Origin of the sequence: Pseudoclavibacter sp. CFCC 14310, from assembly GCF_008831165.1 — a bacterium.
In the GTDB taxonomy this organism is placed as follows: domain Bacteria; phylum Actinomycetota; class Actinomycetes; order Actinomycetales; family Microbacteriaceae; genus Pseudoclavibacter_A.
This window is the reverse complement of sequence record NZ_WBKC01000002.1, coordinates 336,353-351,481: the sequence shown is the minus strand read 5'-3', so window position 1 is coordinate 351,481 and position 15,129 is coordinate 336,353. Positions and strand designations below refer to the sequence as shown.

The following is a 15,129-nucleotide window of genomic DNA, read 5'->3' as shown; positions in this document are numbered from 1 at the left end:
CACAGTGTGTGCGCGGAGTCTTCCTCTCGCCTTCGAGCGAAACCGTCAGCCGTTCAGGCGGCGTGCTCTGATCGCACCTCGCAGGGAGATCGCAGCACCAGCGATGAGAGCGGCGAGGCCGGCGCCAGCTGCCCACATGATGCCCTGGCCGGCACCTGTCTGAGCGAGCTTGCCGCCGACGTTCTGGGAGTCAACGGGGACCGGTTCGCCTGTTGGGGCGTCGTCGGACCCGGCAGCGGGCGGCTGTTCCTCACCTGGGGCGACCGGGGCTGCGGGTGCGTTCACGGTGATCGTCGTCTGGGCGGCTGCGGATGCAGACCCGTTCATCGACTGGGTGGCCGAGAACACATGCTGGCCGCCCGCGAGGGAAGCCGTGATCGGCACTGACCAGCTGCCGTCGTCAGCGACAGTGGTGTCCACAGACCGTCCCTCGAGTTCGACGGTGATCGTGGCCCCGGGCAGGCCGGTGCCGGTGACCTTCGTCGGGGCGTTCCCGTCAGCGAAGACGCTGCCGTCGGCAGGTGAGGTGATGGCCGGGGCCTCCGGTGCGACCCGGAATGAGGCGGTCGTCTCAGCGGAGGTCTGACCGTTGAAGCTCTGGGTCACCTTCACCTGGTGGCTGCCGTAGCCGAGGTCGGCTGGCACGCTCCAGGTCCCGTCAGCCGCGACCGTGGCGGTGGCGGTGACGTCGCCGGTGACCGTGACGGTCGCACCGGGGATGCCGGTACCGGTGATCTCTTTGACCGTCTGGGTGACGACCTCTGCAGGTGTGGTCACGACCGGCGCGCCCGTGTTCACCGTGACCGTCAGCTGTACAGTGCCCGATGAATCGAACCCCTGTTTCGCCTGAGCACTCAGCGTGTGAGTGCCGGGCTCAGCCGGACCGTTCGCGGCCCATGTCCCGTCAGCGGCGACCGTCACATTCTGAGGGTCTCCCGCTCCCGTGAGCGTCACTGTCGTGCCAGGCTGGCCGGTGCCCGTGATCTTCGACCCGCTGCCGATGGTGCCGCCGTCGGCCACCGAGGTGATCTTCGGAGTGTCGACCTGCACGGAGACGGTGTACCCGCCGGTTGCGGGCAGTGAGTCCACCAGAGATGCGCCCCAGGTGAGCGGGGTGCCGTCACTGAGGTTGCCGATAGCTGAGACGACGCCGACTGCACGATCACCCTGAACGATCGGACCACCGGAGTCACCGTGGTCGGCTTTCGCGGAGATACCGAACCCACGGACGAAGTGATTGTCCACGAGCATCCAGCCGTCGGTGATGTACGCACCATCGCCAGTTCTGGTGACATCACCGGTGGTGACGCCTGTCGTCCGGCCGGAGCGTTTCACCGGCTTCGACGGGTCGATCGCACCGACAGACTTCACCGCTGTGGCTGATGCGGAGAGGTCGCCGCTTGCTGCGGTGGTCCAGTCAGTCACTGCAGGTCGTGGTTTCACCGCTGGGTTGGTGACGTCGACGGCGGAGATGTCGATGGACGCCTTGTCCCCGTCGGCACCTCTGGAGTCACCGGGGCCGCCGAACTGGGTGAAGCCGACTTTCCCGATCTTCTCGATCGGGTCGTAGAGGCCTTTCCCGGTGCCGCTGGCGGTGTCGCTGCTCGGCTTCGTTCGCCAGACTTCGGCAGTGTGGTCTGAGGCGTAGCAGTGCCCGGCGCTGATGAACGCTGGCTGGCCGGACTTCGACCAGGCGGGGAACCCGACCGAGCACATGTATCCGCTGCCGTCAGGGAGAGTGACGCCAGTGCCAGCACCACCGACCAGGTCAGCCGCTGCGGCACTGTGCAGCTCACCGGAGAGTGAGAGCACCTGAATGTCTGCGCCATGTGCGTTGCGTGCGTCGATGGTGGACCGGAGCGTCTGTGCAGCCTGACTGTCGCTGTCGTCGACGAATGCGACAGTGCGTCCGAATGAATCGGTGGCTGCGCCCTGCAGAGCGGTGGAACCTGCCTGTTCGCCGGCCGCCTGCACCTGGGCGATGAGCCCCTGAGCTGTCGACCCCTGTGTGGGTTGCGCATTCGCTGGGGCGATCGCGAGACCGCCGATCACCGCGAGGGCCACGGGAACACCGATGGCGCCAGCCACCTTCGCTCTCGTCCGGTGTGTGCGTGATGGTCTGGTGGCCATGATCCTCCTGTGCTCGTTGGGCACCCCAGACCTATGCGGAGCGCAGGTCAGGAGCCGCCAAGCTGATGCCGTGCGGCATTCGCTTTCGCGAAACCTGTGAGCGGCTTCCCAGTCACCGGGTCGATCTCCCAGTCCTCCAGCTCTCGCTTCTTCGCACCGAACCGTTTCGTGGGCTCAGCCAGCTGCGGGCGGGGGTCTCCGTCCTCGTCGAGGCCGTCATCAAGCCGTGGAACGTGCTTGTCGATCTGAGCAGCGGTCGGCTCCGGCGTCAGCGTCTTCGGCGCGCCGAGGCGCTCGAGAGCCTGCAGGTACGAGTCCGTGGAGGCGTAGAACGATTTGAAGACGCAGGGCACCTGGCCTTCGAGCTCCGCGACCCCGACACCGCGGGACTGGCCTTTGTCCGCGCGAATCCACTCCGGGATGTGTGGCGCCGCGTCCGGGTCGTTCAAGGCATGGCCGCGCGCACTCTTCGACGGGTTCGCGCCCTGCAGCACACGGTTGGCGAGGTTCGTCTTCAACGGCACGGAGATGCCGGTGTTCGCCTGAGCCATCTGGGTGGCGAGGATGATGCGGATGCCGACGAACCGCATCTCCGCCGGGATCTTCGCGGTCACCATCTTCAGCAGGTCCGTCTCCATGGCGTGCTGTTCCGCTTCGATGCGCTCCGGGTGATCTTTCGGCAGCGCCTTCGGGATCGGGTCTGAGGCGAACAGGCCGGTCACCTCATCCATGATCACGAGGATGAGCGGGTTCGCCGCCCGAACGTTGTCAGGCAGCTCCTGCCATTTCTGCACACCGTGCTCGGCGAGCAGTCCGGCGCGACGCTGCCCCTCCTCGTAGACGAGCTTCAGCGCCGTGAGGCTCGCGGCTTTCGAGGCGCACCCGAAGCCGTTCGGCCGCACGTACGGCTTCACCCATTCGTAGTCGATCGCTTTGTGTGGGACGTCGACGACGACGAGCTGCCACCCGCGCTGGAGCGCACCGAAGATGAGGGCGTTCACTGTCACCGATTTACCCGAACCGGCAGTACCGGAGACCAGCGCCCCAGGTGTGCCGTCGAAGTCGAACTCCAGCTGGTCGTTCGGCTCCCCCGGTCCGCCGAGACGCATGCCGAGCGGCAGCTGCAGTGACTCCGACAGTGACTTCGGGCGCAGGCGACCCAGCGTCGGGTACGGGTATGCCTTCTCGAAGCTCGGGAGGTCAGCGGGGACGATCTGAGCGGTCAGCTTCGCCGGCTGTGTGCGCACGAACCAGCCCGGACGGCCGACGATGGTGGTCGCCACCTCCGAGAGCTTGTCGTCATGTTTGCTCGGCGTGTACGTCGGCGGCAGCTCCAAATCGAACCCACCGCCCCGGTGCGCGAACACCTGCACATCCCAGGGCTTCACTCCGAGTGCCCCGGCGACCGCGTCACGACAGCGGACTTCCTCCGGGCTCATCTTCGTCACCGTCGCCTGCAGCAGGTACGGGTCGAACTTCGTCATGAAGAAGTCAGGGAACGTGTCCGCGTACTCCGCCGCGTACTTGTCGGCGTCACTGGGCTTCGTGCCCCGCGGCAGACCGAGAAGCTTCCGCGGGCGGGAGCGCACGGTGGTCTCAGTGACCTCCGTGACCGCATTGCGTCGGATGGCGGTGACCGTCCGCTCGTTGACGGAGATGCTCTGGAGCTCCCAGTCGGGCCCGAACACGCTCGACTGCTTCACCCACGCGGCGAGACGGTCGCCGTGCTTCTCAATGTCGAATGACGCCGGCAGCCGAGCGACTTTCCGCTCGATCTTCAACCCCATCAGTGACCCCCGTCGGATGCAGCGGCTTCGATGGCCTGCTGTTCGGGTTCGCCGTCGTCCAGGACGGACCGGTAATGCTCCACCGCGGACTCCGTCTCGCGCACAATGTCATCGAAGACCCTGTGCAGGTACTGGAACGGGCCGCCATCGGCAGTCACCTGGTTCTTCTGGTACTTCTTCCACGTCGGCACCGACGTCTGGCGAACCGCTCGCAGCAGCTTCGCTGGGGTGGGCTGACCGGCGGTGGCCGGCGGGGTGTCGGCGAGCACACGCTCACCGATCGTGCACGCCCATTCGGCGGCACCCGCAAGCTCCCGTGAGGTGGCCGACGACTCCGCCTGCGCGTCCAGGAATCCGGCCAGATCTTTGGCCGCAGCGTGCCACGCGATGCTCGGATGCAGGTCCACCAGCTGATCGGCGAGCTCCCAGGCGGGCTTCACGTTCGCCTGCGGGTAGAGGGTGTCCGGCAGCGTGGCCAGCAGCGGGTCCGGCTCCCCGAGCAGATGAGCCCCTGCCCGGTTCAACACATCCGCGTCGTCACTGTCCAGACCGACCACGCCGAGAGCGTCGATCCACTCACCACGGTCACTGTCGTACAGGCCGTTGAGCACCGTCTCCAACGCAACCCGCAGCTGCCAGTGGGCGCTCGACTCCCCCTCCGCGGGTTTCCCCAGCCGTTCAGGCATCCACAGCCACGGCAGCCACAGCTCATCGACGCTCAAGGTCTCAGTGACCACCGCGCCGACCAGCGGAATCGGCAGCGCCACCATCGGCGTGCACGAGCAGTCCTCCAGCGGGATGCCAGTCTGCTCGGCGAAGTCGTCCCAGATCTTCACGATCGCCGCCGACCCGCCGGGAAGCAGAAGAGTCTGCCCCTCGTCGAGCAGGAACGGGTAGAAACTGTAGTCCGTGGTGGTTTCCGTCATGCCACATCTGTATGCGTACGACCCCGGCGCCATCCGGGCAGCGCCTCATCCAAGGCTGCGATACGGCCTGGAGCGAGTGCGCCCTTACGGTAGCTCTGGCGCTGTTTGTTCAGCCATTGACCGCCAGGCTCTCTCTTCTTTGGCAGTCGACCGTGCTTGCGCTGGAAGTCGACAACCTCCTGAAGACGGGCGTCCCAGGGTAGCCTCTCAGGTGAACCGGTTTCGTTCCACTCGGGCAGCGCCTCATTCAAGGCTGCGATACGGCCTGGAGCGAGTGCGCCCTTACGGTAGCTCTGGCGCTGTTTGTTCAGCCAACCACCGCCGGGATCTTTCCACTTCGGCAGTCGACCGTGCTTGCGCTGGAAGTCGACAACCTCCTGAAGACGGGCGTCCCAGGGTAGCTTCTCAGGTGAACCGGTTTCGTTCCACTCGGGCAGCGCCTCGTCCAATGCCGCAGCGCGGTCAGGAGAGAGAACACCTTTGCGGTGGCTCTTGCGCTGGTTGTCCAGCCATGTACCGCTAGGCTCTCTTGCCTTTGGTAGCCGTCCGTGCTCGCGCTGGAAGTCGACGACCTCATGAAGGTGGGTGTCCCAGATGTCGTCGGAACTCTCGTTCCAACCCGGCAGGGCCTTATCCAAGGCTGCGACACGGACAAGGGAGAGTGTGCCTTTCCGGTGACTTTGGCGCTGTCGGTCCAGCCATTTGGAGCCGGGGTCTTTCCACCTCGGCAGTCGTCCGTGCTCGCGCTGGAAGTCGACGACCTCCTGAAGACGGGAGTTCCAAACGTCGTTGAGACTCGAATTCCATCCCGGCAGCGCCTCGTCCAAGGCCACGACCCGGTCTGGAGCGAGAGTGCCTTTCCGGTGACTCTTGCGCTGGGCGTCTAGCCATTGACCGCCAGGCTCCGCATGTTTTGGCAGTCGACCGTGCTCACGCTGGAAGTCAACGACCTCCTGAAGACGGGAGTTCCAAACGTCGTTGAGACTCGAATTCCATCCCGGCAGCGCCTCGTCCAAGGCCACGACCCGGTCTGGAGCGAGGGCGACCTTGCGGTGGCTCTTGCGCTGTCTTCCTAGCCAACTCCCGCTAGGCTCTCTTGCCTTTGGTAGCCGTCCGTGCTCGCGCTGGAAGTCGAGGGTGTCGAACATCCGGTGTAGCCACAGGTCGCCGGTGGCATGTTCTGCCCGCCATCTGGGGAAGGCACGGTCGGCGGCTGCGATCGCCTGCACCGGAAGCTCACCGCGGCTGTGGGCCTCACGGAGCGCGAGGAGACGGCGTTCGAGTTCGAGGTTCATGCTGCGGCTCCGGTCACCCAGCTGACGAGTTCGTCAAGTTCGATCAGGTTGGAGAGGTTCGTCTCGCGCAGTCCGATCTTCCCTCTGACGGCGGTGAGGAGTTCCTGCACGCGTGCGGGGTCGCTGCCTTCGATGTGGACGTCCGGTTCACCGTCGGCGGCCGGCCCGTTGGTGCTGGCCCGCTGGGTGAGGGTTTGGCGCAACCGCCCGTCCATGCTGGTCATGACCTGCAGGGTGTCGACGATCTTCGCGTACGGGTCGTCGTCTTCTGGTGAGGCGAACACGGGGAGCACGATGATGCCTCGGCGACCGTCAGGTTTGCGTCTCAGCACCCGGCCGATCGACTGGGTGACGTCGACGACCCCGCTGCGTGGCTCAGCGAACAGGATGGCGTCAAGGTCGGGAACGTCGACGCCTTCGTTCAGGCATCTGACGTTCGCGATCACCCCGCCGTCGTCACGGAAGCGCTGCAGGATCGGTTCCCGCCGGGACGCGGGCATCTGCCCGGTGATGACGGTGCACCCCGTGTGCTCGGCGAACTCTTCAGCGTGCGCGACCCGGTTCGCGTACACGAGGGTGCGTTTGGCCGGCCAGTCGCGGTGCAGCTGCCGGAGGGCTTCGACGGAGACCGCGAGCCTGGATTCCCAGGTGTCGTCGAGGGGCGCGGCGCCGGTGAGCTCGAGGATGATCAGACGGTAGTCGGCGATGATGCCGAGCCGGATCGCCTGAGCGAACGTCATCTCGTAGGCGATGTGTCCGAAGATGCTCGGTTCCTCCATCGTCTGACCGGCCCCGATCCGTGGTGTGGCCGTCTGAAACAGCCGCATGTCGGCGTTCAGTGACTGCACGCTGCGCAGATGCCCCTGCTCCCCCGCAGTCACCAGCCAGTGCGCCTCATCGGCGATGAGCAGGTCGACGTGTCCGCCGGCGGCTTCCACGAGGTGAAGCGACTGGTAGGTGCTGAACAGGACCGTCGGGTGCTGCGCGGTCCACCATTCGCTGATCTCGCTGCTGCTGTGCAGGACAGGGCATTCCCATTCGGCGTCGTCCACGCTCAGGTCGTCTTCGCCGCGACGGACCACGTCATCGTCGGAGCACACGGCCGCCATCGACCGTGCCGTCCACCTTCTCCAGGAGGCGATCGTCTGCCCCATGAGAGCGAGGTTTGGGACCAGAACCAGCACGGTCCGGGCGTTGAGGTGCTCGGCTGTGGCGATGGCGACGACCGTCTTCCCAGTGCCGCATGCAGAGATGTGCTGGGCGCGTGAGTCGCTGAGCAGTCGAGTGGTTATCGCATCGAGAGCGTCATGCTGGTCCGGGCGGAGAACAAGTGATTCCATGCCGCTATCTATGCGCGTGGGCAGGCCGGACACCATGCGCAGCACACATCACGGGTATGACTGGATTCGACGCACACGGGAACCTGCACGGCGGAAACGGGCGGTTCGCTCCCACCCGGAAGACTCCTGCGTCGGTACGGCTTGACCCGGTGGCTCTCACCGCCAGCGACGCGGGTGTGGAACCAGACCAGGTGTGCCCTGCTGCCAGCGAAGTGACCATCACCCGCGGTGATGCTGGCTGGGAGGCGAAGGCGACGTATGAGGGTGTGTTGCCGGACGTGCGGCTCGCGGACGGAACCGTAGTCTCCCCCTCAACGACAGTGCGCCTGAGCTCACCGGATTTCGATGAGGCCAGGCGCACGTTCGAAGGCGAGTAGCGCGGGTCAGGCAGCGGCGGCTGCAGCCGCATGCTGCCGTGCGGGTTCAACCAGGTACTTCTCGATCAGGTCGGGGCGGAACCCTGACCAGTGCACACCTTCGTCGGTGAGCACCACCGGCGCCTGCAGGTAGCCGAGTTCCTTCACCTTCTGCAAGGCGGCCTCGTCTTTGGTGATGTCGATGGTCTCGTATTCGATGCCGCGCTTCGTCAGGGCACGGTATGTGGTGCTGCACTGGACGCATGCTGGTTTGCTGAACACGGTGACGCTCATGTGGTTCCTTTCCCGCTCGACGCGATCTGCGCCGGCACATTCTCATGTGCACTGCCCTATGCGGGTCCGCGACCGAAATTGTCGCGGTACTTCTCCAGCTCGGCAACCTCCTGCCTGCTGTCGGCGATCGTCGTACGCGCTCGTTCCAGCGCTGCGGTGAGGGCATCCACGGTCGCGGCCGCGGCCTCCGAGTCCGCTGTGACCGTCGAGGGTTTCGCCAGCAGCGCTCCGAGCGCCTCGGTGGTGAGCAGCACCAGTATCGGGGCGAGAGCGGCGAGGAACGACCCGGCCACGCCCTCCAGGCTGCTGAGCCCACGGATGGAGACCACATGCAGGAAGTTCGCTGTCGCGCTGACGAGGGTGAGTCCATAGCCGGCGAGGCTGAACAGCCAGTAGGTTTCCCCTCTCGAGCGTCTGGCGAGCCCGCCGAGCGTGAAGACGACGATAGGAAGGTCGATCATCAGCGGCATCAGCCAGAGCATCCGCTCCGGGAGTTCCGCCCACCGGCCGACGAACACGAGGCCCTGCCAGGACACGAGGGTGGCCGCCACAGCGGTGAGGATGACGCCGACGTTTACTAGCCGGTAGACGACCCGGTTGTCTGCGGTGGAGCGTTTCTCGCCGGTCATGCGGTCTTCGCAGCTGGTGCCTGGAACACTTCCAGGATGCGGATGAAGTCCGGTTTGTCCACCTCGAACTGAGGAAGACGGCCCAAGGCGGAAGACCGCCCGTGCAGCCTCGCATGCACCAGGAGATTCTCGATGGCGACCTGCATAACTGGTGTGCCGTAGCCGAGCGTTGACGCCTCCAGCAGTGCACCGTGGAAGTCACATGGCGGTAGGTGCTTCGCAGTGGGCTTGAACTCCTCCGGCAGCTGCTCGGCTGGCCACCGCATTGAGCCCACAGTGATCCCGAGTCTTTGGCGGCTCTTGAAACGCATCACTGACTTGCAGTAGCCCGTGAGACTGTTCTGCCGGGTCAGGCCGAACAGCAGCACCCGTCCGAAGACCACGGGTCCGAACTCGAACGCGACCTGGACAAGGGCACTGCTACAGTCTCCTGGCACCGCCCATTCGAGTATGTGCTCACAGGCTGCTCTTTTGTATGCCCCGAGTTGAGTGATGCGGTTCCCGAACGCGGATTCGAGCGCCGCCGCAAAGTCCGCGCGCACCGTGCGCTGAGTGATGGGTTCGGTCATACCGGGCCCCTTCTGTCTCCCCTCCTGTGCGCGGTGCTCAGGCGGCGACCGGCTGCGGCTGAGCCTGTTCGAGCGCCTGATCCTCCATGGCGCGTTCGATCTGACGCAGACGGAACTCCGCCGCATCCAGCTCTGTCTGACGGTCGAAGACGAACTGCTCTGCGCTGGCCGTCATCTCCCGGGATCGTTCGATCAGAGCGGTTCCCCGTTCCCTCAGATCGGAGGACTCTTCGGCGTTGAGACTTCCCCCCACCCAGCGTTCGAGTTTCTGACGGATCAGGCGGATGGCGGTCTTCTGATCCGAGAACGACCGCGCGGACACAGTACCCACTTGAATGGTGCCGGCACTGTAGCGGCTCTGCTGCACGCGGATGGCCACCACGCCGGTCGCCTCCCTCCGGTCGACCAGACGGACAAGGAGCCCCTGCCAGCCGGCATCCTCCGTACGGCTTCCCATCAGGCCCATGACCCGCACTGCTCTGGGGATGCCGTCCCAGCCGCTCGACGGGGTGTGCGCTGAGATACAGACGTTGATCGTCTTCGACTGCTCGACGAGATCTGTTCCCTCCTGCAGCAGGAATGTGGCGTCTTTCAGCGTCCGTTTCGCGCCCTGTGACTGGACAGCGCGCATCACCCTCAGGCGGCGGATGTCGCTTCGCACCTGAGCGTGCTCCAGCAGCATCGGGTTCCCGGCGGCGATCGCTTTCACCTGAGAGAACGTGAGCACGCTGTCGGAGATGTCCTCCACTTCACGCTGACCGCTGGATGCACCCATCAGCTGAGCGATGAACCGGGCTTTGCGCTCCAGCGTCTGGAAGCTGAACGCGTCAAACGTGCCCCGTGCGACGTACCGGAGGACATACACACGATCGTTCAGGTTCCCTGGGCGCAGCGCCCGACCTTCGCGCTGGGTGATGTCCGACGGCCGCCACGGCGGGTCCATGTGGTGGACGGCCACGACACGGTCCTGGATGTTCGTTCCGGTACCCATCTTCTCCGTGGAGCCGATCAGCACGGCCACCTGACCTTCGCGGCACTGCTGGAACAGTGCGTCACGCTGGCGGCCGGTGGACGCCTCATGAATGAACCGGATGCCTTGGGCGGGCAGCCCATACCTCACCAGCGCGCGGCGAAGCCTGCCGTACGTCTGAGTGCCGGTGTCCCCTGGTGTGCCGAGGTCGCAGAACACGATCTGCAGGGCACCGGGCACGTCTCGGCCCGGGTAGTGCCGGTCTTTCGTCTCACCCCAGATACGGGCGATCTCGCTCGCGACGGCATCCACTTTCGGGCTCACCTCGTCCAAGTCGACCAGCTGAGGGTCAAGGGCGACCTTGCGTCCGTCACCGCAGACTTTCAGCATGTTGTCCTCTTCAGGAGCGATGGCTCCCTGGTGGATGGCCTCCGCCCGCTCGGCGAGCTCACGGATGAACTCCTGCTGCGCATCTGTCGGTTCGACTTCGACGTTTCGTTCCGTGTGGGCGGGACGCTCCAAGCCGATCTGCTCCGGGGTGAGGACGTCAGCCACATCAGCCAGCATCCCCATCAGCTCCGGAAGGTTCTGAATGACGGCAGGACGGCGCTGCACACGGAACGTCGAACCGTCAGGCGACACTTCCACCTTCGACTCGAAACGAACGAACGTGGACGCCCATGACGCGAAGCTCGACACCTCAGCGGCGTCCAGACGATCCGGCTGCAGGTACCGCTGCCACACGAAGGTCTCAACGATCGAATTCGACCACGGTGTGCCGGTGAACAGGGTCACGATCGGTTTGCCGGGGCGTTCCAGCGCGAGCCATTCGATCTTGCGCTGCAGATCCCACGCACGCTTCGACGCTCCGGTGGAGAACCCCTGGTCTCGTCCGGCGCCCACATCCAGACGCTTGAACATGTGTGCCTCGTCAACCATGAGGTAGTCGACACCCAGCTGATCGAACGTGACCTGCTCCCGGTCGGCGAGACCCGAGGACATCTTCTCCGCCTTGGTGCGGAACGACCGGAGGGCCTTCGCCAGCTTCTTCGACGAACCGACCCCCTGTGCGTACAGGGTGTCCATCGCCTGACTCTCCTGCCGCGCGGTGATGGTCCGGTCGGCTGCCGGCGACAGGGCGAAAGATGTGAACGCCTGGTGAGTGACGATCACCGCATCCCACTCGCCGGTGGCGCAGCGAGCGGCGAACAGCCGGCGGCGATCCTGAGTGAGGTCCTCTTTCGTTGCGACGAGGAACCGACCAGTCGGGTACAGCTGCTGAGCCTCACGAGCGTACTGTTCGAGCAGATGATTCGGAACGGCGATCATCGGTTTGCCGGCCAGCCCGAAGCGGCGGAGAGTGACCGCTGCCATGATGGACTCGCTCGTCTTGCCGGCGCCGACCGGGTGCCCGCAGAGGACCCGTTCACTGGAGATGATCCGCTCCACCATGCGACGCTGATGCGCCCACGGCGTGAACCCGTCGGACAGCCCCGGGAAAGTCAGCCACTCGCCGGTGAAGTTGCGCGGCACATGAGAGTTGAAACGGTCGTTGTAGATGTCGACCAGCTGAGTTGCCCGGTCGGGGTCCTCCCACGCCCACGTGGAGAAACGCTCGGCGATTGCCTGCATCTGCTCTTCGCAGGCGAGGGTGGCTTTCTGATCCCTCACTTTCTTCGTCTCGCGCCAGCTGTCGCCGACGGGTGTCTCCCGGGTGATGACTGGGGCGGTGTTGTTCAGCAGGTGCTCAAGCAGCTGCGAGGGCTCACGGTCGTCGGTGCCGTAGCTGATCCGCGCCTGACCGGAAGCCCAGCCGCGTGAGACGGACCAATGGCCGGTCAGCTGGTCGTATTCGACGGTGCAGCGTCCGCCGAGCACCTCCTCGGTGAAATCGGAGATCACCTGAGCAGGAATCCACGCCGCACCCGGGTGAATGGAGATCTCCGTCTCCGTCAGACGGGTCGGGACGACCTTGCTCAGTGCTTCGACATTCCTGGTGAGGCCCGCGGCCTCGGCTGCTGCGAGTTTCGCCCGGACGGGCCCAGAGAGGTATTCGTCTGCGGGCTGCAGCTGACCTTCCGGGGTCTCGAACACGAGGTCGCCAAGCCGAGCCTGAGCTGTCGCTGCGTCGACGCCGAGCAGGCTGCCGATGCGTTCGAGGTCGACCCCGCGCCCCTCCCCGCGTGAGATCGCCAGCGCGTCAGCCGGAGTCTTCGCTGTCGTCACCGGCTGCGGTGGCACATTCACCCGGTGCAGGAGGATCGGGGCCGGCTTCGCTTCACCACTCTCCTGGTCGAAGACCTCCAACGAGAGGGTCAGCGCAGCCCCCGGGTCTCGACGAAAGCCTCCCATTGTCGGCCTGCGCCACGACAGCGACGGGAGCCCGGTGTCAGGGTCAGCCGGACCTTCGACGAGCTTGCCTCGCCCGAGCGGGCCGAACCGCCCGACGTACGCTTCGTACGCTGACCGGGTGCGGGCACGGATCTCTTCAAGGTCGGAAGCACCCTCCGTCTCAGCTGCGATCAGCTGGGCGGCGAGGTCACGGAGCGGGATCAGCGCCTCCAGCTCACGACTGCGTCGCACGGGGATGCTGCCGGTCGAGGTGACCTCGACGATGCCGTCATCACTCAGCTGAAACGACCCGATCGGGCGCCCGGCTGCGTCAGCGACCGGCAGCCGAGTCAGGGACTGCTCAGGATGGGTCTGGCGGACGGCAGCTGTGCTGGCCGCACCGGCGACCTCGCGGCCCAACGCCTCCAACGCGCGCGTCAGCTCCGGCTGGCCACCGTGGACACGGATGCCGTTCATCCACCCGGTGTCCTCGACCGTGCCGGCGACCATCTCCGGGTGAGTGTCGAACCAGTGGCGAACGGTGTCGGAAGCTGACCGCTTTCCGGCGCGCATCACGATGACGTCGGCGACCACATCGGTGCCCTCGAACGAACCGGACGGCAGTCGGACTGCCCCGAGGAACTCTCCAGCCTCGGCGAGTTCCTCAGCGTTCGAAGGCGAGTCGATCACGAAGCGCGAGGTCACTGCGATCAGGATTCCACCGGTCCGCAGCTCTTCGAGTGCACGGGTGAGGAAGTACATGTGCAGCGAGGTGTGCATCGTGCGGTTCTGCTGATCGAACACCCTGGTATTCGCGAAAGGCACGTTCCCGATGACCAGGTCGTAGCGTCCGGGGGCATGCTGCAGGGCTTCGTAGCGTCCGACGGCGATCACCGCTTCCGGGTTCAGGACGCGGGCCATGCTGGCGGCGATCGGGTCCTCTTCGATTCCCGTCCAGTGCATTCCGACCGGATCGGCGTTGATGAACAGACCGGAGCCGCAGCCCGGTTCCAGAGCGTCACCGGGGGTCACTCCAGCTGCACGCGCAAGCCCCCAGCAGGCCTCGATGACTGGTTTCGGTGTGTAGAACGAGTTGTCGATGTTCACGACCTGTGGGGCCAGGGAGCGAAGCCGTGCAACATCCGGGCCGTCAGCGCCGGAGCGCAGCTGGTCAACGAGCGGAGCGATCGGCCCCCACCCCATCCACTGTCGAATGATGTTCGGGTCCGCGTCTGCCTGTGCCGTTTTCAGCTCCTCGAGTGCATCAAGGTACGGGGTGTAGCGGCTCATTCGTTCCTCCAACGGTGTCTGTGTCTCCGCTGAGCTGTGCGCGGAGCGCGAGCCGGTGCAGCGCCGTCTTCGGGGTGATCAGTCGTCGCCCAGTCAGCCAGTGACGCTCTGACGCCGCGAGCCCGGTAGCGGCGAGGACTCCGGCGACAACAGGGGCGGCCATGGAGGTGCCGGACGCCGTGACCCTCCCCCATCGGGCCCCGAACGCGGGCATGTCGACTCCCTGGGCGAGGACGTCAATTCCCGGGTCGTCCACCGCGTGGCCGGCCGGCACCCCTCCAGCACGGTCGACCGCTTGGACACCGATCACCCCGGGCAGGGCAAACAGCTGTGAACGGTCCACGACACTCGACTCCGGGCGTGCGGCGACGACCGTCGAGCCGGAGCTGATCGCCTGCTGTACTGCGGCGTCGAGGGTGAGGCTCCGCTGGACCGTCGAGGTGATGACGATCACATCCGATCCCCGTGCGTCGTCGAACGCCTCCGCCACAGCAGCGGACCGGTCCCGGTCACAGCTGATCTGGCCGGTGAGTGACGCACGCCCGACCGGGTGCACGTCGATGCGCGCGGCTGGTGCGATGGCATGGATGATCGAGACCACAGTGGAGGTGTGACGCGCGAGTGCGCCGTCGACGGTGTCCGCTGGGCCACCGCACCGGTTCTCCCAGACCCGGTCGACCGGGACGACCTGGGCGTTCACGCTGGTGTCAATGACGGCGATGCGTCGACCAGCTCCGGTGAACCCGTGTTCATGCAGCACGTTCAGCCCGGAAGACCAAGCTGCGGGCTCGCTGCCGTCGCCGTCTGCACCGCCGGGAACCGCATCACCGGCGAGCAGTATGGCCAGTACAAGCACGGCGCTCGTGGCCGCCCTGGTGACTGCGCTCACCGGTCACCGCGGCTGAGACCCACAATCCGGTAGTGGAGGCGCCCGATGTGCAGGCCGCCGCAGACACAGCGGTACGGTCTCAGCAGCTCATGGTGCAGACGGCGGTGCTGACCGCAGACGAGTTCCGCCTCACGCGTGCTCGCGTACATCCGTTTGTCGAGCCTCGGGCACTTTCCCGGCAGCTGACTGAGGAGTGCTTCCTTATGACGCTTCTGGCAGGACTTGTTGTGGTAGGTCGGCGGTGTCTGGACTTCCGGCCGGCCGACCGCCGTCCACGGGAACCACCGCCCGCAGCCTTCGCAGCGGATGAGGACACGCATGCC

At 65.8% G+C, this 15,129-nt stretch carries 10 protein-coding genes; all 10 read right to left on the bottom strand.

Annotation, left to right across the window (positions count from 1 at the left end; genetic code table 11):
- Positions 1-45: 45 nt before the first annotated feature.
- The 10 genes from F8O06_RS05375 to F8O06_RS05330 all read right to left on the bottom strand — a co-directional run bounded on the left by F8O06_RS05375 (position 46) and on the right by F8O06_RS05330 (position 14,806).
- Positions 46-2,130 carry a hypothetical protein gene (locus F8O06_RS05375; protein WP_158037887.1) on the bottom strand — a complete coding sequence of 695 codons (2,085 nt, stop codon included), beginning with the start codon at positions 2,128-2,130 and terminating at the stop codon, positions 46-48.
- 47 nt (positions 2,131-2,177) lie between these two features.
- On the bottom strand, positions 2,178-3,917 hold the full coding sequence (locus F8O06_RS05370; protein WP_158037886.1) for an FtsK/SpoIIIE domain-containing protein: 1,740 nt from the start codon (positions 3,915-3,917) through the stop codon (positions 2,178-2,180).
- Positions 3,917-4,843, bottom strand: a complete 927-nt coding sequence (locus tag F8O06_RS05365) for a hypothetical protein (RefSeq protein WP_158037885.1) — start codon at positions 4,841-4,843, stop codon at positions 3,917-3,919. Before F8O06_RS05365 ends, F8O06_RS05370 begins: the two co-directional genes overlap by 1 nt.
- Entirely contained in the window at positions 4,840-6,138 is a 1,299-nt protein-coding gene (locus F8O06_RS05360; RefSeq protein WP_158037884.1) for a helicase associated domain-containing protein, read from the bottom strand. The genes F8O06_RS05365 and F8O06_RS05360 overlap by 4 nt, the downstream gene beginning before the upstream one ends.
- Entirely contained in the window at positions 6,135-7,478 is a 1,344-nt protein-coding gene (locus F8O06_RS05355) for a DEAD/DEAH box helicase family protein (RefSeq protein ID WP_192496854.1), read from the bottom strand. Before F8O06_RS05355 ends, F8O06_RS05360 begins: the two co-directional genes overlap by 4 nt.
- Before the next feature lie 383 nt (positions 7,479-7,861).
- Complete coding sequence (gene nrdH, locus F8O06_RS05350) at positions 7,862-8,128, bottom strand: glutaredoxin-like protein NrdH (protein ID WP_158037882.1); 267 nt, start codon at positions 8,126-8,128, stop codon at positions 7,862-7,864.
- A 56-nt stretch (positions 8,129-8,184) separates the two neighbouring features.
- Positions 8,185-8,757 carry a DUF2637 domain-containing protein gene (locus tag F8O06_RS05345; protein ID WP_158037881.1) on the bottom strand — a complete coding sequence of 191 codons (573 nt, stop codon included), beginning with the start codon at positions 8,755-8,757 and terminating at the stop codon, positions 8,185-8,187.
- Complete coding sequence (locus tag F8O06_RS05340) at positions 8,754-9,326, bottom strand: hypothetical protein (protein ID WP_158037880.1); 573 nt, start codon at positions 9,324-9,326, stop codon at positions 8,754-8,756. The genes F8O06_RS05345 and F8O06_RS05340 overlap by 4 nt, the downstream gene beginning before the upstream one ends.
- 37 nt (positions 9,327-9,363) lie before the next feature.
- Positions 9,364-13,917, bottom strand: a complete 4,554-nt coding sequence (locus tag F8O06_RS05335) for a helicase-related protein (protein ID WP_158037879.1) — start codon at positions 13,915-13,917, stop codon at positions 9,364-9,366.
- Entirely contained in the window at positions 13,892-14,806 is a 915-nt protein-coding gene (locus F8O06_RS05330; protein WP_158037878.1) for a S8/S53 family peptidase, read from the bottom strand. Before F8O06_RS05330 ends, F8O06_RS05335 begins: the two co-directional genes overlap by 26 nt.
- Positions 14,807-15,129: the final 323 nt, after the last annotated feature.